The 18,996-nt window shown below is 56.6% G+C and carries 22 protein-coding genes and 1 other RNA gene; 11 read left to right on the top strand and 12 right to left on the bottom strand.

Annotation, left to right across the window (positions count from 1 at the left end; all coding sequences use genetic code 11):
* The first annotated feature begins 2 nt into the window (after window positions 1-2).
* The 4 genes from F3I47_RS06105 to amtB all read left to right on the top strand — a co-directional run bounded on the left by F3I47_RS06105 (window position 3) and on the right by amtB (window position 5,458).
* A complete protein-coding gene (locus F3I47_RS06105) occupies window positions 3-1,772 on the top strand; it encodes a SmdA family multidrug ABC transporter permease/ATP-binding protein (protein WP_140028179.1) in 1,770 nt (589 codons plus the stop codon).
* Complete coding sequence (locus tag F3I47_RS06100; RefSeq protein ID WP_150029365.1) at window positions 1,765-3,540, top strand: SmdB family multidrug efflux ABC transporter permease/ATP-binding protein; 1,776 nt, start codon at window positions 1,765-1,767, stop codon at window positions 3,538-3,540. Before F3I47_RS06105 ends, F3I47_RS06100 begins: the two co-directional genes overlap by 8 nt.
* A gap of 258 nt (window positions 3,541-3,798) precedes the next feature.
* Entirely contained in the window at window positions 3,799-4,137 is a 339-nt protein-coding gene (glnK, locus tag F3I47_RS06095) for a P-II family nitrogen regulator (RefSeq protein ID WP_003850469.1), read from the top strand.
* 34 nt (window positions 4,138-4,171) lie between these two features.
* A complete protein-coding gene (gene amtB / locus F3I47_RS06090; protein ID WP_009091680.1) occupies window positions 4,172-5,458 on the top strand; it encodes an ammonium transporter AmtB in 1,287 nt (428 codons plus the stop codon).
* A gap of 49 nt (window positions 5,459-5,507) precedes the next feature.
* Here the strand turns inward: amtB and tesB are convergent, their stop codons facing one another.
* Window positions 5,508-6,371 carry an acyl-CoA thioesterase II gene (gene tesB, locus F3I47_RS06085; protein ID WP_140923306.1) on the bottom strand — a complete coding sequence of 288 codons (864 nt, stop codon included), beginning with the start codon at window positions 6,369-6,371 and terminating at the stop codon, window positions 5,508-5,510.
* 190 nt (window positions 6,372-6,561) lie between these two features.
* On the opposite strand from tesB, the gene F3I47_RS06080 reads away from it, so the two are divergent.
* Window positions 6,562-7,119, top strand: coding sequence for a YbaY family lipoprotein (locus tag F3I47_RS06080; RefSeq protein WP_058956361.1), 558 nt, complete (start codon window positions 6,562-6,564; stop codon window positions 7,117-7,119).
* A gap of 33 nt (window positions 7,120-7,152) precedes the next feature.
* Here the strand turns inward: F3I47_RS06080 and F3I47_RS06075 are convergent, their stop codons facing one another.
* Window positions 7,153-7,470: an MGMT family protein gene (locus F3I47_RS06075; RefSeq protein WP_111207332.1), complete on the bottom strand. Its 318-nt coding sequence runs from the start codon at window positions 7,468-7,470 to the stop codon at window positions 7,153-7,155.
* A gap of 175 nt (window positions 7,471-7,645) precedes the next feature.
* Between F3I47_RS06075 and ffs the strand changes: the two genes are divergently transcribed.
* Window positions 7,646-7,742, top strand: an RNA gene (gene ffs / locus F3I47_RS06070) — signal recognition particle sRNA small type.
* A 138-nt stretch (window positions 7,743-7,880) separates the two neighbouring features.
* On the opposite strand, the gene F3I47_RS06065 is transcribed toward ffs, so the two are convergent.
* The 3 genes from F3I47_RS06065 to F3I47_RS06055 all read right to left on the bottom strand — a co-directional run bounded on the left by F3I47_RS06065 (window position 7,881) and on the right by F3I47_RS06055 (window position 8,999).
* On the bottom strand, window positions 7,881-8,096 hold the full coding sequence (locus tag F3I47_RS06065) for an HHA domain-containing protein (protein ID WP_003850458.1): 216 nt from the start codon (window positions 8,094-8,096) through the stop codon (window positions 7,881-7,883).
* Window positions 8,097-8,120: 24 nt separating this feature from the next.
* Window positions 8,121-8,498 (bottom strand): Hha toxicity modulator TomB, encoded by a 378-nt coding sequence (gene tomB / locus F3I47_RS06060; RefSeq protein WP_046101364.1) that lies wholly within the window; start codon window positions 8,496-8,498, stop codon window positions 8,121-8,123.
* A gap of 147 nt (window positions 8,499-8,645) precedes the next feature.
* On the bottom strand, window positions 8,646-8,999 hold the full coding sequence (locus F3I47_RS06055) for a hypothetical protein (RefSeq protein ID WP_150029366.1): 354 nt from the start codon (window positions 8,997-8,999) through the stop codon (window positions 8,646-8,648).
* A gap of 339 nt (window positions 9,000-9,338) precedes the next feature.
* Between F3I47_RS06055 and F3I47_RS06050 the strand changes: the two genes are divergently transcribed.
* The 3 genes from F3I47_RS06050 to F3I47_RS06040 are packed head-to-tail and all read left to right on the top strand — an operon-like array spanning window position 9,339 to window position 11,737.
* Window positions 9,339-10,007, top strand: coding sequence for a metal ABC transporter ATP-binding protein (locus tag F3I47_RS06050; RefSeq protein WP_009091668.1), 669 nt, complete (start codon window positions 9,339-9,341; stop codon window positions 10,005-10,007).
* Entirely contained in the window at window positions 10,004-10,843 is an 840-nt protein-coding gene (locus F3I47_RS06045) for a metal ABC transporter permease (RefSeq protein ID WP_009091667.1), read from the top strand. Before F3I47_RS06050 ends, F3I47_RS06045 begins: the two co-directional genes overlap by 4 nt.
* A gap of 15 nt (window positions 10,844-10,858) precedes the next feature.
* On the top strand, window positions 10,859-11,737 hold the full coding sequence (locus F3I47_RS06040) for a metal ABC transporter substrate-binding protein (protein ID WP_150029367.1): 879 nt from the start codon (window positions 10,859-10,861) through the stop codon (window positions 11,735-11,737).
* 45 nt (window positions 11,738-11,782) lie between these two features.
* Here F3I47_RS06040 and ykgO read toward each other — a convergent pair whose 3' ends face one another.
* The 4 genes from ykgO to F3I47_RS06020 all read right to left on the bottom strand — a co-directional run bounded on the left by ykgO (window position 11,783) and on the right by F3I47_RS06020 (window position 16,710).
* Window positions 11,783-11,923 carry a type B 50S ribosomal protein L36 gene (gene ykgO, locus F3I47_RS06035; protein WP_009091664.1) on the bottom strand — a complete coding sequence of 47 codons (141 nt, stop codon included), beginning with the start codon at window positions 11,921-11,923 and terminating at the stop codon, window positions 11,783-11,785.
* A gap of 11 nt (window positions 11,924-11,934) precedes the next feature.
* A complete protein-coding gene (locus F3I47_RS06030) occupies window positions 11,935-12,189 on the bottom strand; it encodes a type B 50S ribosomal protein L31 (protein ID WP_009091662.1) in 255 nt (84 codons plus the stop codon).
* Window positions 12,190-12,344: 155 nt separating this feature from the next.
* Entirely contained in the window at window positions 12,345-15,500 is a 3,156-nt protein-coding gene (locus F3I47_RS06025) for an efflux RND transporter permease subunit (protein ID WP_150029368.1), read from the bottom strand.
* 16 nt (window positions 15,501-15,516) lie between these two features.
* On the bottom strand, window positions 15,517-16,710 hold the full coding sequence (locus F3I47_RS06020; RefSeq protein ID WP_009091659.1) for an efflux RND transporter periplasmic adaptor subunit: 1,194 nt from the start codon (window positions 16,708-16,710) through the stop codon (window positions 15,517-15,519).
* 142 nt (window positions 16,711-16,852) lie between these two features.
* On the opposite strand from F3I47_RS06020, the gene acrR reads away from it, so the two are divergent.
* Window positions 16,853-17,491 (top strand): multidrug efflux transporter transcriptional repressor AcrR, encoded by a 639-nt coding sequence (acrR, locus tag F3I47_RS06015; RefSeq protein WP_009091658.1) that lies wholly within the window; start codon window positions 16,853-16,855, stop codon window positions 17,489-17,491.
* Here acrR and rsmS read toward each other — a convergent pair.
* The 3 genes from rsmS to priC are packed head-to-tail and all read right to left on the bottom strand — an operon-like array spanning window position 17,488 to window position 18,473.
* On the bottom strand, window positions 17,488-17,640 hold the full coding sequence (gene rsmS / locus F3I47_RS06010; RefSeq protein ID WP_009091656.1) for a pleiotropic regulatory protein RsmS: 153 nt from the start codon (window positions 17,638-17,640) through the stop codon (window positions 17,488-17,490). The genes acrR and rsmS overlap by 4 nt on opposite strands.
* An 8-nt stretch (window positions 17,641-17,648) precedes the next feature.
* Window positions 17,649-17,894, bottom strand: coding sequence for a GlsB/YeaQ/YmgE family stress response membrane protein (locus F3I47_RS06005; protein ID WP_046101367.1), 246 nt, complete (start codon window positions 17,892-17,894; stop codon window positions 17,649-17,651).
* Window positions 17,895-17,951: 57 nt separating this feature from the next.
* Window positions 17,952-18,473 carry a primosomal replication protein PriC gene (gene priC, locus F3I47_RS06000; protein WP_150029369.1) on the bottom strand — a complete coding sequence of 174 codons (522 nt, stop codon included), beginning with the start codon at window positions 18,471-18,473 and terminating at the stop codon, window positions 17,952-17,954.
* Between the two features lie 57 nt (window positions 18,474-18,530).
* Between priC and F3I47_RS05995 the strand changes: the two genes are divergently transcribed.
* Entirely contained in the window at window positions 18,531-18,920 is a 390-nt protein-coding gene (locus F3I47_RS05995; protein ID WP_009091649.1) for a DUF454 family protein, read from the top strand.
* Window positions 18,921-18,996 lie beyond the last annotated feature (76 nt).

The following is an 18,996-nucleotide window of genomic DNA, read 5'->3' as shown; positions in this document are numbered from 1 at the left end:
CTGTGCGATTATTCAGTCAGTTAAGTTGGTATTTTTTGCGGGAGTGGCGACGCTATCTGGGCGCGGTCATCCTGCTGATTGTTATTGCTGTTCTGCAGTTGCTGCCGCCGCATGTGGTGGGGATCATTGTTGACGGCGTGACAGGCGACACCATGAGTACCGGTCGCATCATGATGTGGATTGGGGTCATGCTGGCAACGGCGGTCGTGGTCTATCTGCTGCGCTATGTCTGGCGCGTGCTGCTGTTTGGCGCCTCCTACCAGCTGGCGGTCGAGCTGCGTGAAGATTTTTATCGTCAGCTGAGTCGTCAGCAACCGGCATTTTATCTGCGCCATCGCACGGGTGACCTGATTGCGCGCGCCACCAACGATGTGGATCGGGTGGTGTTTGCTGCCGGGGAAGGGGTGCTGACGCTGGTGGATTCGCTGGTTATGGGCTGTGGCGTGCTGCTGGTGATGAGTACCCAGATCAGCTGGCAGCTGACGCTGCTCTCGCTGGTGCCGATGCCGGTGATGGCGATCGTCATCCATCGTTACGGTAATCAACTGCACGATCGCTTTAAGCTGGCTCAGGCAGCCTTTTCCAGCCTTAACGACCAGACGCAGGAGAGCCTGACCAGCATCCGCATGATCAAAGCCTTTGGGCTTGAGCAGCATCAGTCACAGCAGTTTTCCGCTATCGCCCGCGACACCGGTGAGAAAAACCTGCGCGTAGCGCGGGTTGATGCCCGTTTCGATCCTACTATCTATATCGCCATCGGCTTTTCAAACCTGCTGGCGATTGGCGGCGGCAGCTGGCTGGTGTGGCATGATCAGATGACGCTGGGTCAGCTCACCAGCTTCGTGATGTATCTCGGCCTGATGATCTGGCCCATGCTGGCGCTGGCCTGGATGTTTAATATTGTCGAACGCGGCAGCGCCGCGTGGAGCCGCATCGGCGCGCTGCTGGCGGAAGCACCGGCGGTGGAAGATGGTGACAAAACGCTGCCGCCTGACCCCGGAACGCTTCAGGTGGCGATTCGAGCCTTTCACTATCCGGCCAGCACGGCGCCGGTGTTAAGCGATGTCTGCTTTCAGCTGAAACCTGGTGAGATGCTGGGACTGTGCGGCCCGACCGGCAGCGGCAAAAGCACGCTGCTCAGCCTGATTCAGCGCCACTTTGACATTCAGCAGGGGGATATCCGCTACCACCAGATTCCGCTGCCGCAGCTGCGGCTCGACAGCTGGCGCAGCCGCCTGGCGGTGGTCAGCCAGACGCCGTTCCTCTTCTCTGACAGCGTGGCTAATAACATTGCGCTGGGGAAACCGGGCGCGACCCGGCAGGAGATCGAACAGGCCGCCAGGCTCGCCTGCGTGCATGACGATATCCTGCGCCTGCCACAGGGTTATGAAACGGAGGTCGGGGAGCGGGGTGTGATGCTCTCCGGTGGACAGAAGCAGCGCCTTTCCATTGCCCGGGCACTGCTGCTGAATGCCGAAATCCTGATTCTGGATGACGCGCTTTCTGCGGTGGATGGCCGTACCGAACATGAAATTCTGCATAACCTGCGCATCTGGGGAGAGGGACGCACGCTGATTATCAGCGCGCACCGCTTATCGGCGCTGACGGAAGCCAGTGAAATTCTGGTGATGCAGCAGGGCAGCGTCGCCCAGCGCGGCGACCACGATACGCTGAGCGGAACGCCCGGCTGGTATCGGGATATGTTCCGTTATCAGCAGCTGGAAGCCGCACTGGATGATGATGAAAATGAGAAAGGAGTGCCGCATGGCTAAGTCTGCCCGCTTGTGGCCTACCCTGAAGCGCCTGCTGAGCTACGGTAAGCCCTGGCGTAAATCCCTGTCGCTGGCCGTCGGCCTGCTCTGGATCGCGGCCGCTGCTGAGGTGACCGGACCGGTGCTGGTCAGCTACTTTATCGACAATCTGGTGGCGAAACATCAGATGCCCTGGGGGCTGGTCGCCGGCCTGCTGGTCAGTTTCATTCTGCTTCAGCTACTGGCCGCCGCGCTCCACTACTGGCAGGCGCTGTTATTCAACCGGGCGGCGATCGGCGTGGTGCAGCGGTTACGCAGCGATGTGATGAATGCCGCGCTCTGTCAGCCGCTGAGCGCCTTCGATACCCAGCCGGTCGGTCAGATTATTTCACGCGTGACCAACGACACCGAAGTCATCCGCGATCTCTACGTCACGGTGGTCTCAACCGTGCTGCGCAGTGCCGCGTTGGTCGGGGCCATGATGGTGGCGATGTTCAGCCTTGACTGGCGCATGGCGCTGGTGGCGATGATGATCTTCCCGCTGGTGCTGATGGTGATGGTGATCTATCAGCGCTTCAGCACGCCGATCGCCCGCCGGGTTCGCGGTTATCTGGCCGATATCAACAACGGCTTTAACGAAGTGATCAGCGGCATGAGCGTGATCCAGCAGTTTCGTCAGCAGGCCCGCTTCGGCGAGCGGATGGGCGAGGCCAGTCGCTCTCACTACCTGGCGCGGATGGAAACGCTGCGTCTCGACGGCTTTCTGCTGCGCCCGTTGCTGAGCCTCTTTTCCGCGATGGTGCTGTGCGGCCTGCTGGTTCTGTTCAGCTTCTCCGTGCCCGGCGTTTTTGAAGTCGGTGTGCTCTATGCCTTCATCACCTATCTGGGACGCCTGAATGAGCCGCTGATTGAGCTGACCACACAGCAGTCGATGTTGCAGCAGGCGGTGGTCTCCGGTGAGCGCATCTTTGAACTCATGGATGCCGCGCAGCAGCAGTATGGCGACAGCCAGCAGCCGCTGGCTTCCGGCCGCATTTCGCTGAACAATCTGAGTTTCGCCTACCGTGAAAACCGCGATGTGCTCAGTGACATCAATCTTGAGGTGGCGCCGCGCGAATTTGTGGCGCTGGTCGGACATACCGGCAGCGGCAAAAGCACGCTGGCAAACCTGCTAATGGGCTACTACCCGGTGACGCGCGGTGAGATCCGCATTGATGACCGGCCGATTGGGGATCTGAGCCATAGCGTGCTGCGACAAGGGATCGCCATGGTGCAGCAGGACCCGGTGGTGCTGGCGGATACGCTGCTGGCCAATGTCCGGCTGGGCCGTGATATCAGCGAAGAGGCGGTCTGGACGGTGCTGGAACAGGTCCGGCTGGCGCCCCTGGCACAGGCTCTGCCGGAGGGAATTCACACCCGGCTGGGTGAGCAGGGGAATAACCTGTCGGTCGGGCAGAAGCAGCTGCTGGCGCTGGCGCGGGTGCTGGTCGATCTGCCGCAGATACTGATTCTGGATGAAGCCACGGCTAATATTGACTCCGGCACGGAACAGGCGATTCAGCAGACGCTGGCCAGACTGCGTCAGCACAGCACGCTGGTGGTGATTGCTCACCGTCTCTCCACCATTATCGACGCCGATAAAATCCTGGTCCTCCATCGCGGCCGGGTGGTCGAGCAGGGCACGCACCAGCAACTGCTGGCGATGCAGGGCCGCTACTGGCAGATGTATCAGCTTCAGCAGGCCGGAGATGATCTCGCGTCGGGCGTGCCTGCCACCGCGGAAGCCTGACCTGCACCTTTTTTGCGCAGCTTTATCGGACTAATCTGTATAAATGCACTCCTTTGACGCCTGAAGCACCAAAGGAGTGCATCCCGATGCGCTGACCGGCTTTCTCCTTTTCCCCCTTTTCAGAGCCACTGCAAAGCCTCTCCTTGCTCCATCCCGCCTGACCCACTGATTATCACCGCTTTTACTAACTGGCACAGCCTTTGCTTATCTCCCTGTGTGTCCGTAAACGTTACCTATTTACTTGCTGGAGGGGATCCAATGAAGCTGGTTACCGTCGTAATTAAGCCATTCAAGCTGGAGGATGTGCGTGAAGCTTTGTCCTCTATCGGCATTCAGGGACTGACCGTCTCCGAAGTGAAAGGGTTTGGCCGCCAGAAGGGGCATGCCGAGCTCTATCGGGGCGCAGAGTACAGCGTGAACTTCCTGCCGAAAGTCAAAATTGATATCGCTATTGCCGACGATCAGCTGGACGAAGTTGTGGATGTCATCAGTAAAGCGGCTTACACCGGAAAAATTGGCGACGGTAAAATTTTCGTGGCTGAACTGCAGCGCGTCATTCGTATTCGTACCGGCGAGACCGACGAAGCCGCTCTGTAATTACGACTCAGTATTGTGATGGGATGGAATAAAAATGAATAAAGTTCTGACTAAGCTGGGCCTGACCAGCCTGGCACTGTTACCATCGCTCGCGATGGCTGCGCCTGCCGTTGCGGACAAGGCTGACAACGCATTTATGATGATTTGCACCGCGCTGGTGCTGTTTATGTCAATTCCAGGGATTGCGCTGTTTTACGGCGGTCTGATTCGCGGTAAGAACGTGCTGTCGATGCTGACGCAGGTGGCCGTCACTTTCTCGCTGGTGTGCGTCCTGTGGATGGTCTACGGCTATTCACTGGCGTTCAGCGAAGGTAACGCCTTCTTTGGCGGATTTGGCTGGGCCATGCTGAAGAATATCCAGCTGACCGCGGTAATGGGCAGCTTCTATCAGTATATCCACGTTGCGTTCCAGGCCTCATTTGCCTGCATCACCGTGGGCCTGATTGTGGGTGCCATTGCAGAGCGTATCCGTTTCTCAGCCGTACTGATCTTCGTCGGTGTCTGGCTGACGCTGGCTTACCTGCCTATCGCGCATATGGTATGGGCGGGCGGTTTCCTGGCGCAGGATGGCGCGCTGGACTTCGCCGGCGGTACCGTCGTGCATATCAACGCCGCGGTAGCGGGTCTGGTGGGCGCGTATCTGGTTGGCAAACGTGCCGGCTTTGGTAAAGAAGCTTTCAAACCTCATAATCTGCCGATGGTCTTCACCGGCACCGCGATCCTCTATGTAGGCTGGTTCGGCTTCAACGCCGGTTCTGCCTCAGCAGCAAACGAAATTGCCGCACTGGCGTTCCTGAACACCGTTGTGGCAACGGCGGGTGCCGTACTCTCATGGACCTTTGGCGAATGGGCGGTGCGCGGTAAGCCTTCTCTGCTGGGAGCCTGTTCAGGCTTTATCGCCGGACTGGTCGCGATTACCCCAGCCTGTGGTTATGTTGGCGTCGGCGGTGCACTGATTATCGGACTGGTTGGCGGACTGGCGGGTCTGTGGGGTGTGACCTCTCTGAAGAAATGGCTGCGTGTGGACGACCCCTGCGATGTGTTTGGTGTGCACGGCGTCTGCGGCATTGTTGGCTGTATCCTGACGGGCGTGTTTGCCTCCTCTTCACTGGGCGGCGTCGGTTATGCGCAGGGTGTGACCATGGGCCATCAGGTCTGGGTTCAGCTCTTCAGCGTCGGCGTCACAATCGTCTGGTCTGGCGTGGTGGCCTTCATCGGCTTCAAGCTGGCCGATCTGATTGTCGGTCTGCGCGTACCGGAAGAGCACGAACGCGAAGGTCTGGATGTTAACAGCCACGGCGAGAACGCTTACAACCAGTAATGCGTGAGAGTATAAACAGTGAAAAAGGGGCGAGCTATCGCCCCTTTTTTTATTCGCTTCGCTGGCGCATCACCCCTTCCTGCACCGTAGAGGCGACCAGCACCCCCTGCTGATTGTAGAACTCACCCCGTACGAACCCCCTGGCACCTGATGCTGAAGTGCTTACCACGCTGTAGAGCAGCCACTCGCTAAAGTCGAACGGACGATGGAACCACATCGAGTGATCGATCGTGGCGACCTGCATATCCGCCTCTAAAAAGCCTTTGCCGTGTGGCTGCAGCGCAACCGGCAGGAAATTGAGATCCGACGCATAGCCGAGCAGATACTGATGGATGCGCAGATCATCAGGCAGCGGACCGTTGGCCCGGATCCAGACCTGGCGCTCAGGCTTGTCCACATGCCCGCGCAGCGGATTGTGAATCTGCACCGGGCGGATCTCCAGCGGACGTTCCGCGATAAATATCTCCCGCAGTTTTTCCGGCAGCATGTGCGCCATCTTCTGCGCCATCGCCTGTTCCGTGACCAGATTTTCCGGTCCTGCCACCTGGGGCATCGCATTCTGATGCTCAAAGCCACTTTCCGGTGACTGGAATGAGGCGGTCATATAAAAAATAGGCTGACCATTCTGTATGGCACTGACCCGGCGGGCGCTGAAACTTTTGCCGTCACGCAGAGTTTCGACGTCGTAGATAATCGCTTTCTGGCTGTCGCCGGGCCGCAGAAAGTAGCTGTGGAAGGAGTGAATCGTCCGATCGGTCGCGACGGTTTGCTTTGCGGCATAGAGCGCCTGACCCACCACCTGACCGCCAAACACCTGGCGCAGGCCAAGATCTTCACTCTGGCCGCGATATAAACCTTCTTCCAGTTTTTCCAGATTTAATAAATTCAGCAGATTTTGCAGTGCCTGACTCATGGCGCGTTCCTCAATATAGTGACCTGCTCAGTGTGAAAGATCGGACCAGTTGACGTCAATCAGACTTTCCGCTTTGCCTGTGCCAGGCAAAATTTCATTTTTGTGCCAACATTAAGGACATACGGCGAGTGAAACGCTGTAAGCAGGATTCGCTGCCGACAATCATTTTGATCAAATGGAGACGACATCAATGAAACTGTGGCATGTGTTCAGTGGGGTAGTTATGGCGGTTGCTGTTGCGGGCTGTGCCGACAAGAGTAAACCTGTGCCAACACCAACGTTGGGTTCTGCGGTAGCCGGACAGACGGCGGCGATTGCGCAGCCTAACGTCAGCGGTTCAGTCTTTATTCGCCAGCGCATCGCGCTGCCGCCGGATGCGGTATTAACCGTGACGCTGTCAGATGCGTCTGTTGCCGACGCCCCGTCAAAAGTGCTGTCACAACGCGTGGTGCGGACGGAAGGCAAACAGGCGCCGTTCCAGTTTGTGCTGCCGTTTAACCCGGCTGACATCCAGCCAAATGCACGCATTCTGTTAAGCGCCGCCATCGCTATCGACGGCAAGCTGGCCTTTGTCACTGACAGCGTAAAACCGGTCATCAATCAGGGCGGCACCAAAGCCGAACTGCTGCTGGTACCGGTGCCTTCAATGGCGATGCCAACCCAGCCAGGCGCAGCGACCACCGTGCCTTCGACATCACCGACTCAGGTCACGCCTTCTGCGGCGGTGCCTGCACCCACCCGTCTGTAATGTGCAAACGGGGCGGCAGAGCCGCCCCGTTTTTCAGCCATCAAATCGCCAGCGATACGTTTCAAGATCCAGCTCACCGGCATCACTCACCACAATCCCTTCTGCTTCCAGTGCATCCCGCTGTCGTATCAGCTGGTCGCCCTGAAGCGAAATCATGCCGTGACGATTGACGACACGATGCCAGGGGAGGGTGGTTCCCTCGGGTAACCGGCTCAGCACTCCGCCGACCTGACGTGCCGCACGCGGCGAACCGGCCAGTCGTGCCACATCGCCATAGGTCGTGACGCACCCGGATGGAATCGCGGCAACAATTTGCCAGATGCGTTGCTGGAAAGTGTCAGGCTGATTCATGTGCTTATTTCATCAGGAAAAAGAGAGTTAACTTTATCATGCAGAGGCGATGGTGAAAGCATCAACGCGGCGGTTGTTCAAGAAAACAACGGTTGTCCCGACGACGCTTGCAATTGCCAGCCCCTTCCCAGATAATGCCCCCGCTCTCGTAAAGAGGGCTTGTCAATGGGGGCCCTGTTGGTTCTCCCGCAATGCTAGCTTGTGAACTCGGTCAGATCCGGAAGGAAGCAGCCGTAGCAGGTGATGCGTGTGCCGGGATGTAGCTGGCAGGGCCCCCACCACTTTCCCCCCCTAAACTTCTTCCCCAGTATGACAGACAGGCAAAACCCGCCTGGGCCGATCCTTTGCCGGCAGGCAGGAATATCCGGTACTTAATGTGGGGACAATGCCGTCAGATGCAGGTGAGCAGATTAGCGGACAAACTTCCAGACCGAACCCGGTACTTTATCGTAGAGCTTATTCATCGTCAGCTCGGCCAGACGATGGTCAGCTGCCGAATAGAATACCGCTAATTCATCTTCCGGTAATTCGTACTTATTCTTTTCGATCACCCGCTCCAGGGTATCCAGGGAGCGACAGCGACGCAGTCGCATCAAATAATCAGTTTTTGTCAGTGTTTTGTTCATAAATAAAGCGTTCTCACGTCTGTACTATAATGAATGGCTCGGTTGCTGGAGAAAAGCGCACTCTTCAGTGAACAGATTAAATAAGCGTTTTGCTGAACGTTGCCACCGCTGAAGATCAGGATTATTGATACCGTAGTTACTGAATAACATAAAAGTATCATCAAGATATTCATCGATTTGCGAAATCAGCGCTTCATCTTCAACGTGTTTAATTTTGTAATTCATGGTGAACGAAGCGATATGTTCAATCAGATCGTTCAGGTGCAGATTGCTTTCAGAAGTGGGATCATTTACCCAGCCATGATGGCTGTCAGTCAATGTTGCCATGCTGTCGTCAAACAGGCTCTCACACAGGTATTTCAGCTGGGCAATATCATGCCGTTTTGGTGAGTATTCGTCCATCTTTTTCCCCTCCATAGCTTGCACAGTTGCCGCAGGGCGGCGAGTTCGGATAAAGCGGCCAGGAAGCGATCTTTCAGGTGGTTATTAAACGGGATACGTTAAAGATAGTGTAAAACCATTAGTTCTGCTCATCTCAATTACTAAATATTACAATTCATCACCCGGAGAGGGTTGCTGGTTGTCTATCACATCAAACTCAAGCGCGCCGGGCTTAATGTAAAAGTTTACCCGCTCCGTTTGGGTCACCGTTTCATTCAGATCCTGACAGGGACTAAATAAATTCCACTGAAAATCGTAAAGTAATTTAAAACTATTCAGATCCAGGTATTCAACGGAAATTATTTTTAAACTGTCTGGTACTAACTGCGCATTCTGAGCGTACCAGCGTAAATCCCCTGTCAGCAAATCTGATATTTTGAGAATATTCCGCTGAACAACTTCAGCTATTTTTGCGCAGTCTGTTTCACCCATCGCAATATCACATTCAATCCGTGACAGCATATCTTGTCTACTCCTAACCGTTAATAAACCTATCATTGGTTTTACGCAACAGGTTTGCAAGCCAGTAAAGCACAAAACTGCCATTTTCTGAGTTTTGCCAGCAAAGCGGTGCGGCGGGTGTGGCTTAAACGTTTCTGGGGCGGCCGGATTCCCGATACCTTTTGAAACACATTCCGCTCTTGAACCGCAGGCTGCATCCGGTATCCTTATTGTTATGTTATAACATATTGGTGAACTGATGCGTCAGAGTGGATTACTTATGTCGCTGGGCGGACGGCTGAGCGTCGCCCTGCTGATCATCGCGCTGCTGGCTGTCGCGATATATTGGGGGATCAGCGCATGATCCGATTTTACGCACTGCGTGCAGGCTATCAGGGAGAGGGGGTCACCCCGGCGATCACGGGTCAGCTCGCAGCAGGCTCCATGACTGCGCTGGTCGGCGCAAACGGCAGCGGGAAATCGACCCTGCTGAAAACCATTGCGGGCTTACTGCCGCCGGTAAGCGGACGCTGCGAACTGCAGGTGGCACGCCGGGATATCGGCTGGCTGCCACAGCGCACCGAACTTGAGACCCGCTTTCCGCTGACGGTCTTCGAACTGGTTTCCATGGGTTGCTGGCCACGCTGCGGCTGGTTTGGCGGCATTAACCGGTCACTGCGGCGGGAAATCGGGCAGGCGCTGGAGGCGGTTCAGATGAGCGATTATGCGGACGCGCAACCGGCCACCCTCTCGGGCGGGCAGCTTCAGCGCGTCCTGTTTGCCCGGCTGATGCTACAGCGCAGCGCGCTCTGGCTGCTGGATGAACCCTTTAACGGCATAGACAGCCAGACGGTTACCCTGCTGATGTCGATTCTGGAGCAGCAGCAGCAGGCAGGTACCACTCTGCTGGTGGTGCTGCATGACCGCCCGTTGGTGGCGCGTTACTTCAGTAACGTCCTGTCGATGGATGAACATCATCTCAGCGATACCTTCCGGTCCGATGTCCTGGCACGGAGTCGAGCCTCGTGACCCTGATTCAGCCTTTTATCGAATTTGGCTTTATGCGGCGAGCGCTGGTGGCCTGCCTGGCGCTCGCCGTCAGTGCCACGCCACTCGGTGTGTTCCTCTCGCTGCGTCGTATGAGCCTGATTGGTGACGCCTTATCCCATGCGGTGCTGCCGGGTGCGGCCATTGGCTATCTGATCTCCGGCCTCTCCCTGGTGGCCATGGGTATCGGCGGCCTGATTGCCGGGCTGGCGGTCGCGCTGCTCTCTGGCGCAGTCAGTCGCTACACGCCATTGAAAGAGGATGCCAGTTTTGCCGGATTCTACCTTGGATCACTGGCGCTGGGCGTCACGCTGGTTTCACTGCGCGGCTCAAGCGTGGATCTGCTGCACGTTCTGTTTGGCTCGCTGCTGGCGGTCGACAACGCGGCGCTGTTGCTGGTCGGTGGCATCGCGGCCTTTACGCTGATCATGCTGGCGGTGATCTATCGCCCCCTGGTCATCGATGCCTTTGACGGTGACTTTCTGCGGGCGCAGGGGAAATGGAGCGCGCCGCTGGTGCATGGCCTGTTTTTAATGCTGGTGGTGCTGAACCTGGTCGCGGGCTTTCAGGTGCTGGGCACGCTGATGTCGGTGGGTTTAATGATGTTACCCGCTGCCAGCGCCCGTTTCTGGAGCCGTCATCTTGCGGCGATGCTGGCCATCGCCATCTTCATGGCAACCCTCTCTGCGCTGGCGGGCCTGATGCTCTCCTGGCACTTCTCGCTGCCGGCCGGCCCCGCCGTGGTGCTGAGCGCCGCCATGCTCTTCTTTCTCTCGATTCTGACAGGACCGTGCGGCGGAATTTTACGCCGCCATTAATCTTAAGGGGTATCTATGAAAAAATTACCGGTTAGTCTGGCGCTCGCTGCGCTGTTCGCCACGCCGCTGGCGATGGCAAAAACCGTAGACGTTGTCGCCAGCTTTACCGTGCTGGCAGACATCGTCAGCCAGGTGGGAGGTGATCATGTGAAGGTGAAAAGTCTGGTAGGGCCGAATGGCGATCCCCATACGTTTGAACCGACGCCGCAGGACAGCCAGGCGCTGGCAAAAGCGGATCTGGTCTTTGTCAGCGGGCTGGGACTGGAAGGGTGGATGGACCGCCTGGTCAGCGCTTCCGGTTATCACGGTCAGCCGGTAGTCGCCTCTGCGGGTGTCACCACACGCAGCATGGAAGAGGAGGGCAAAACCATCACCGATCCGCACGCCTGGAACAGCATGCAGAACGGCGTGATCTATGCGACCAACGTGATGAATGCGCTGGTCAAAGCCGACCCCGAGGATGCTGCGGCGATCCGTCAGCGCGGACAGAATTACATTCAGCAGTTACAGGCGCTGGATAGCTGGGCAAAGACGGCGTTTGATAAAATTCCTGTGGAGAAGCGGAAGGTGCTGACCAGCCATGATGCCTTTGGCTACTTTGGCCAGCGCTATGGCGTGACGTTCCTGGCGCCCGTCGGGTTCTCTACCGAAGCGGAAGCGAGTGCCAGTAACGTCGGTGATCTGATCACTCAGCTGAAACAGCAGCACATCACCCGCTATTTCATTGAGAACCAGACCGATCCGCGTCTGGTTAAACAGATCGCCAGCGCTACGGGAGCGGAGCCGGGCGGTGAGCTCTATCCGGAAGCGTTGTCCCCGGCTTCTGGTCCGGCACCGACCTATCAGGCTGCCTTTAAGCACAACGTGAACGCCATGCTGAAGAGCATGCAGTAAGCATAAAAAAGGCCGGGCAAGCCCGGCCAGTCATCACGACACACACTAGCGTTTCTTCTTTCTTCCCTGTACGGCTTTAAAGCGCGGATTCGTTTTGCAGATGACGTAAATACGCCCCTTGCGACGGACCACCCTGCAATCCCGATGGCGATTTTTTGCGGAACGCAGCGAGCTTAATACCTGCATGACCCTCTCCTCTATTTACGACCCAGGAAGCGTCCGAAGCGCTGGTTAAAGCGCGCGGTGCTGCCCTCTTTAGCGAAATCTTTCTGTTTACCGGTGTAGAAAACGTGTGAAGCCGACGACACATCCAGCGTGACGTAGGGCAGCGTTTCACCTTCAAACTCTACGGTGCGGTCGGTTTTAATGGTCGAGCCGATCTTGTAGTAAACGTCAGCTGAGGTGTCATGGAAGACCACCGGGCGATAGTGAGGATGGATATTTGCTTTCATAATGCACACCTATGTAATGTTATAATATAACAATATTATGCGCCGCCGCGGAACGGAATGCAACGTCAGCTGATGGCAGAAAGGCGAGGGGGAGAGGAGGGCGAAACTGAAGGGTAAAAAAAAGGCCGCTTGCGCGGCCTCAGAGGTGTTACTGCTTAGTGAGTCTGGTTGTGCTCAACCGGCTCAGCGCTGCGCGGTTCCTCTTTGTGCTTACTGAAGCGGCGGCGAACCACCACGAAGAACACCGGAACAAAGAAGATAGCCAGCGCGGTCGCGGTAACCATGCCGCCGATAACGCCGGTACCTACAGCGTTCTGCGAACCGGAACCGGCACCGGTACTGATCGCCAGCGGCAGTACCCCGAGAATAAACGCCAGTGACGTCATCAGGATCGGACGCAGACGCATACGACAGGCTTCCAGCGACGATTCCACCAGGCCTTTGCCCTCTTTATCCATCAAATCTTTAGCAAATTCGACGATAAGGATGGCGTTCTTCGCCGAGAGGCCAATGGTTGTCAGTAACCCCACCACAAAGTAGACGTCGTTACTCAGGCCACGCAGGGTGGTGAAGATCAGCGCACCGATAACCCCCAGCGGAACCACCAGCATAACCGCGAACGGAATCGACCAGCTCTCATACAGGGCGGCGAGACACAGGAAGACCACAATCAGCGAGATGGCATAGAGCGCAGGCGCCTGGTTGCCCGACAGACGTTCCTGGTAAGACATGCCCGTCCAGTCATAGCCGATACCCGCAGGCAGTTTCTCCGCCAGCTGCTCCATCAGATCCATGGCGGCACCGGAGCTCTTACCTGGCGCAGCCTGACCCAGGATTTCCATCGCAGGCAGACCGTTGTAACGCTCAAGACGCGGTGAACCATACTGCCACTTCGCCGTCGAGAAGGCGGAGAAAGGCACCATCGTTCCGTTGCTGTTGCGCACGTACCATTTGCCGATATCGTCCGGCAGCATACGGGAGTCCGCTTTACCCATGACGTAAACTTTCTTCACGCGACCACGGTCGATGAAGTCATTGACGTAGGAGCCACCCCAGGAGGCCGCGAGCGTGGTGTTGATATCGCTTAACGATACGCCCAGCGCCTGTGCTTTCTCCTGATCGATGATCAGCTTGTACTGCGGCGTATCTTCGAGACCGTTAGGACGCACACCCACCAGGGTGTCAGGATGCTGGGCAATCATGCCGAACAGCTGATTACGCGCTTCGGTCAGTTTTTCGTGGCCCAGGTTGGCCTGGTCAATCAGCTCAAAGTCGAAGCCGGTGGCGTTACCCAGTTCGATAATGGCTGGCAGGTTGAAGGGGATGACCATCGCATCTTTGATGGCACCCAGCGCCTTCATCGCACGCCCGGCAATCGCCGGTACCTTCATGTCGCTGCTGGTTCGCTCATCCCACGGCTTGAGGCTGACGAAAGCAATACCGGTGTTCTGTCCGCGACCGGCAAAGCCGAAGCCGTTAACGGTAAACACCGATTTAACCGTGTCTTTCTCCTGCGTCAGGAAGTAGTCGGTGACCTGATCCAGCACTTTCTGGGTGCGTTCCTGCGTAGCGCCCGCAGGCAGCTGCGCCTGAGCTAGCAGTAACCCCTGGTCCTCTTCCGGTAAGAATGAAGAGGGCAGACGCATGAACAGATACGCCATGCCGACCACGATGACCAGGTAGATCACCATATAACGGCCGGTGCTGCGAATGATGTGGCCAACGCTGTCGACGTAGTGATTGGTACTTTTGTCGAACATCCGGTTAAACCAGCCGAAGAAGCCGGTCGTTTTACCGTGACCGTCTTTTTTCACCGGCTTCAGTATGGTGGCGCAGAGTGCCGGGGTCAGAATCAGGGCAACCAGCACCGACAGCGCCATGGCTGACACAATGGTGATCGAGAACTGACGGTAAATCACACCGGTCGAACCACCAAAGAACGCCATCGGGATAAATACCGCGGCCAGCACCAGCGCGATACCGACCAGCGCCCCCTGAATCTGCTCCATAGAACGCCTGGTCGCCTCTTTTGGCGGCAAGCCCTCTTCCTGCATCACGCGCTCAACGTTCTCCACCACCACGATGGCGTCATCCACCAGCAGGCCGATAGCCAGCACCATCCCGAACAGCGTCAGGGTGTTTATCGAGTAGCCAAAAATGCTGATGATGGCGAAGGTGCCGAGCAACACCACCGGCACGGCGATAGTCGGAATCAGCGTCGCGCGGAAGTTCTGCAGGAACAGGTACATGACCAGGAACACCAGCACGATGGCTTCAGCCAGCGTTTTCACCACTTCGAAAATAGAGATCTTAACGAATGGGGTGGTGTCATACGGATAAACCACTTTCATTCCGGCCGGGAAGGTGGACTGCATCTTCGCCAGTTCCGCTTTCACCGCATTCGCGGTATCCAGGGCGTTGGCGCCGGTTGCCAGTTTGATACCGATACCGGACGCGGGCCGGCCGTTATAACGGGCAATGATCTCGTAGTTTTCTGCACCGAGCTCGATTTTTGCCACGTCACGCAGGCGAACCTGTGAACCATCCTCATTCACTTTCAGCAGGATTTTGCCGAACTCATCGGTCGAGGTCAGGCGGGTCTGCGCAATGATAGAGGCGTTAAGCTGCTGTCCCGGCACCGGGGGTGTCCCGCCTAACTGACCGGCGGCAACCTGGGCGTTCTGCGTGTTCAGCGCGCTGATCACGTCAACCGGCGTCAGGTTGTAGTTATTGAGCTTGTGCGGGTCCATCCAGATACGCATCGCATACTGCGCACCAAACACCTGGGTATCACCGACACCTTTGGTACGGCTCAGCGGATCTTTAATGGTCGAGGAAATATAATCAGAAATATCATTCTGAGTCATATTGTCATCGTCGCTGATGAAGCCGGCGACCATCAGGAAGCTGCTGGAGGATTTTTTAACCTGAATCCCCTGTTGCTGAACTTCCTGCGGCAGCAGTGGCATCGCCAGCTGCAGTTTGTTCTGCACCTGAACCTGCGCGATGTCTGCATCCGTGCCTGACTCAAAGGAGATGGTCAGGGTCAGGGTACCGGATGAGTCACTGCTCGAGGACATATACATCAGTCCATCGATACCGTTCATATTCTGCTCAATGACCTGGGTCACCGTGTCCTGCAGCGTTTTCGCATCCGCACCAGGGTAAGAGGCCTGAATCTCAATCGCCGGCGGCGCAACATTGGGATATTGCTCGATCGGGAGTTTGAGAATCGACAGCGCACCGGCCAGCATGATGATGATGGCGAGCACCCACGCAAAGATGGGGCGATCGATAAAGAACTTAGCCATGAATCAACGGCTCCTGTTATGACGATGACTTGTCAGACTGCGGCTTAGAATCGGGTGCCGCTTTCGCATCGTCTGAGACTTCTTGTGGGGTAACCTGTGCGCCCGGCTTGGCTCGCTGCAGACCTGTGCTGATCACACGTTCACCCGCTTTAACGCCGTCGGTGACTAACCATTTGTCGCCAATCGCCTGTGAGGTTGTGACCTGACGCGATTCAACTTTGTTGTCTGCGCCGACCACCATGACCGTCGCCTGGCCTGTTGGCGTGCGGGTGACCGCCTGCTGTGGAACCAGCAACGCATTCGGATTGGTCCCTTCCTCCAGACGCGCGCGCACAAACATGCCCGGTAACAGGGTATGGTCCGGGTTCGGGACAATGGCACGCAGGGTGATGGAGCCGGTGGTCTCATCGACGGTGACGTCAGAGAACTCCAGTGTTCCCTTCTGCGCAAAAGTGTTGCCGTTCTGCATCAGCAGGGTCACGCTGGCTTTGCCATCGGTCTGCTTCAGCTGACCTGACTCCAGCTCTGAACGTAAGCGCATGAAATCTTCGCTCGACTGGGTCACATCGACATACATCGGGTCAAGCTGTTGCACGGTCGCCAGCGCGGTGGTCTGGGCGCTTTGAACCAGCGCACCCTCGGTGACTGACGATTTGCCGATGCGGCCGCTGATAGGGGAGGTGACTTTGGTGTAGGCCAGATTAATGCGAGCCGTTTCCACGTTAGCTTTTGCCACCTGGACCGCTGCGTCATTCTGCGCAGCCGTGGCAACCGCCGTGTCGTAATCCTGCTGACTGATATATTTCGTGCCGAGCAGTGGCTTGTAACGCTTAACGGTCAGCTGAGCGATGCGGGCGTTGGCCTGCGCCTGGGTTAAATCGCCTTTCGCGCTGTCATAAGCAGCCTGATAGGTGGCCGGGTCGATCTGATAGAGAGACTGACCGGCTTTGATATCACTGCCTTCAATAAAGTTACGCTTGAGAATGATACCGGAAACCTGCGGACGTACTTCAGCCACGCGATAGGCTGAGGTACGGCCTGGAAGTTCAGTCGAAATTTTCAGGGGTTCAGTTTTCAGGGTCACGACACCCACTTCTGGCGGTTGCTGGGCGGCTTGTTCGGATTTATTGTTGTCACATCCTGTTAACAAAAAGCTGCCTGATAGCATCAGGACGGCCGCCAGAGGCGATAATCCTCTGATTTTATTCATAAATAAACCTCTAGTGTCCGATATCAATTGGTCAATGGATCACAAACTGAAAAACCCATTGCTGTGTCAAGTCGCAGGTCGTGCTATGGTACATACATTCACAAATGTATGTAAACTTACCCGTTTGTAAAAAAAGCCCCCTATGGCACGAAAAACCAAAGCGCAAGCACTTGAAACGCGGCATCAAATTCTTGATGCCGCCCTTGTTCTGTTTTCGCAGCAGGGCGTCTCAGCCACGTCTCTGGCCGATATTGCAACCGCTGCCAGTGTGACGCGCGGGGCAATCTACTGGCACTTCAAAAATAAAGCCGATCTCTTACATGAAATATGGCTTCGTTGTGATGCCGGTCTGGATGATGTGGAACTTGAGTATCAGACAAAATACCCTGGTGATCCACTCTCTGTGTTGCGTGCAATGCTGGTCTATATCTTTGAAGCGACAGCAAAGGATCCTCAGCGCCGCGCCTTAATGGAGATCATTTTCCACAAATGCGAATTTGTTGGCGAAATGTCGGCGATGAAGAGTATGCAGCAGAGCCTGTTGCTGGAGTGCTATGACAAAATCGAAGATGTCCTGCGTCAGTGTATTGAAGCGGAACAGCTTCCGGGCACGCTCAGCACGCGGCAGGCCGCCATTATTCTGCGTGGGTATGTCAACGGCATGATGGAAAGCTGGTTGTTCGCGCCAGAAAGCTTTGACTTAGCCGCCGACGCGCCGACGCTGGTAAATGCCTTCATCGATATGCTGTGCCTCAGCCCGACGCTGACCGCCCGCCATTAATCGGGCTGACGGTCGCGTTTGTTCTCGAAGTCGCGCTGCACCATGGCCAGCGCTGAGAGCACCGTCTCCACCGGCAGTTGATGCTCTTCCAGCAGCTGAATCAGATCGACGGCCAGTTTGACGTCGTCAGGAGCATTTTCCAGTGACATCGCTTCTCCTATATACGTAATCGGGCCACGACCAGCAACATCAGCAGCGCACCTGCAATGGCCATCCCCAGCGCGCCGATGTGCACCGTGGCCAGTGAACCCAGTTCAAAGTACGTCGCAATATAGCCGCCAATCAGGGCGCCGATCATCGACAGTGTCAGGGTGGCCACCAGCCCGCCAGGGCGTCCCGGCAGCAGCAGACGTTTCAGCAACCCCAGCAGCAGCCCGCATAACAGCCAGGTGAATAAGCCCATTGTTCTTCTCCGCGCAGAATCACACCCAGTATAGAAGCGCTTTTGTCGCGCTGCGTTTTATTCGCTGCCGCGCAGTGAGGCCGCCCACTCCACCGAGTGAATCGCCTGACGGCAGCGAGCCAGCCGACCCTCTAACGTTTCCAGCTCCTGCTTCAGCTGCTGCTGAATCATCAGGGTTTCCGCCAGGGCCAGACGCTGCTCACGCTGATCGATCATCGCCAGCAGACGCCGTTCAAATTCACGGTACTCCTGATATTTTGTCGGGGCGGGTCCCTGCACCGGCTGTTCACGTCGCAGACGCAACTGCTGGGTACTCACCTCACGTTGCAGAGCCGCAATCTGATCGACCAGACGTTCCGCCAGCCAGCGACTGCGAACCAGATCCTGGCGGCTGTCGCACAGCCGGGCGAAATTCAGCTCCACTTCCTGCAGATAATCCGCCAGCCGGGTGCCTTTGGTGTGGAACAGCTGGCTGTCAAAACGTGGCAGACGGCAGACGCCGTCAGGGTGATGTGCCAGGGTCTCACGCAGGGTGAGAATAAGCTGCTGCAGCCGCTGCTGAATGGCGATCGCGCTCATCGCGGCACGCTCAACTGTGCTAACGTAAGCAGATGAAGAAAGAGCTGGGCGGCATTTATGCAACGCATTCTGTTATTAACCCTCGGCTGGCTGGCCATTGTGCTGGGAACGCTGGGCATTGTATTACCTTTATTACCTACCACGCCATTCATGCTGCTGGCAGCCTGGTGTTTCGCCCGCTCATCGCCGCGCTTTCATCACTGGCTGCTGTGGAAATCGCCTTTTGGCCGCTATCTGCGCCACTGGCAGCAGCATCGCGCCATGCCGCCGGGTGCCAAAGTGCGTGCCATCTGTCTGATCGTGGCGACCTTTAGCCTCTCCCTGTTTCTGGTGCACCAGGTCTGGGTTCGCGTCATGCTGCTGATCATGCTGGCCGCACTGCTGCTGTTTATGTGGCGGATTCCGGTGGTGGCAGAAACAGCGGACGCACCGCCGCCACCCGGATAAAGTTGCAATTAGCCGGTCATTTGCTTAGATTTGGGCGTCTTCGTGCGTGGCTTCCCTTTGTGAATTAACTTCCGCT

The organism is Pantoea sp. M_10 (genome assembly GCF_008631515.1).
GTDB classification, from domain to species: domain Bacteria; phylum Pseudomonadota; class Gammaproteobacteria; order Enterobacterales; family Enterobacteriaceae; genus Pantoea; species Pantoea anthophila.
This window is presented reverse-complemented; position numbering and strand designations above follow the sequence as displayed.

What these genes read in the sequence shown, in the direction of transcription:
- F3I47_RS06100 (WP_150029365.1), top strand. Translation starts at nt 1,765, where the DNA reads ATGGCTAAGTCTGCCCGCTTGTGGCCTACCCTGAAGCGCCTGCTGAGC.
- glnK (WP_003850469.1), top strand. Translation starts at nt 3,799, where the DNA reads ATGAAGCTGGTTACCGTCGTAATTAAGCCATTCAAGCTGGAGGATGTG.
- amtB (WP_009091680.1), top strand. Translation starts at nt 4,172, where the DNA reads ATGAATAAAGTTCTGACTAAGCTGGGCCTGACCAGCCTGGCACTGTTA.
- tesB (WP_140923306.1), bottom strand. Translation starts at nt 6,371, where the DNA reads ATGAGTCAGGCACTGCAAAATCTGCTGAATTTATTAAATCTGGAAAAA.
- F3I47_RS06080 (WP_058956361.1), top strand. Translation starts at nt 6,562, where the DNA reads ATGAAACTGTGGCATGTGTTCAGTGGGGTAGTTATGGCGGTTGCTGTT.
- F3I47_RS06075 (WP_111207332.1), bottom strand. Translation starts at nt 7,470, where the DNA reads ATGAATCAGCCTGACACTTTCCAGCAACGCATCTGGCAAATTGTTGCC.
- F3I47_RS06065 (WP_003850458.1), bottom strand. Translation starts at nt 8,096, where the DNA reads ATGAACAAAACACTGACAAAAACTGATTATTTGATGCGACTGCGTCGC.
- tomB (WP_046101364.1), bottom strand. Translation starts at nt 8,498, where the DNA reads ATGGACGAATACTCACCAAAACGGCATGATATTGCCCAGCTGAAATAC.
- F3I47_RS06055 (WP_150029366.1), bottom strand. Translation starts at nt 8,999, where the DNA reads ATGCTGTCACGGATTGAATGTGATATTGCGATGGGTGAAACAGACTGC.
- F3I47_RS06050 (WP_009091668.1), top strand. Translation starts at nt 9,339, where the DNA reads ATGATCCGATTTTACGCACTGCGTGCAGGCTATCAGGGAGAGGGGGTC.
- F3I47_RS06040 (WP_150029367.1), top strand. Translation starts at nt 10,859, where the DNA reads ATGAAAAAATTACCGGTTAGTCTGGCGCTCGCTGCGCTGTTCGCCACG.
- ykgO (WP_009091664.1), bottom strand. Translation starts at nt 11,923, where the DNA reads ATGCAGGTATTAAGCTCGCTGCGTTCCGCAAAAAATCGCCATCGGGAT.
- F3I47_RS06030 (WP_009091662.1), bottom strand. Translation starts at nt 12,189, where the DNA reads ATGAAAGCAAATATCCATCCTCACTATCGCCCGGTGGTCTTCCATGAC.
- F3I47_RS06025 (WP_150029368.1), bottom strand. Translation starts at nt 15,500, where the DNA reads ATGGCTAAGTTCTTTATCGATCGCCCCATCTTTGCGTGGGTGCTCGCC.
- F3I47_RS06020 (WP_009091659.1), bottom strand. Translation starts at nt 16,710, where the DNA reads ATGAATAAAATCAGAGGATTATCGCCTCTGGCGGCCGTCCTGATGCTA.
- acrR (WP_009091658.1), top strand. Translation starts at nt 16,853, where the DNA reads ATGGCACGAAAAACCAAAGCGCAAGCACTTGAAACGCGGCATCAAATT.
- rsmS (WP_009091656.1), bottom strand. Translation starts at nt 17,640, where the DNA reads ATGTCACTGGAAAATGCTCCTGACGACGTCAAACTGGCCGTCGATCTG.
- F3I47_RS06005 (WP_046101367.1), bottom strand. Translation starts at nt 17,894, where the DNA reads ATGGGCTTATTCACCTGGCTGTTATGCGGGCTGCTGCTGGGGTTGCTG.
- priC (WP_150029369.1), bottom strand. Translation starts at nt 18,473, where the DNA reads ATGAGCGCGATCGCCATTCAGCAGCGGCTGCAGCAGCTTATTCTCACC.
- F3I47_RS05995 (WP_009091649.1), top strand. Translation starts at nt 18,531, where the DNA reads ATGCAACGCATTCTGTTATTAACCCTCGGCTGGCTGGCCATTGTGCTG.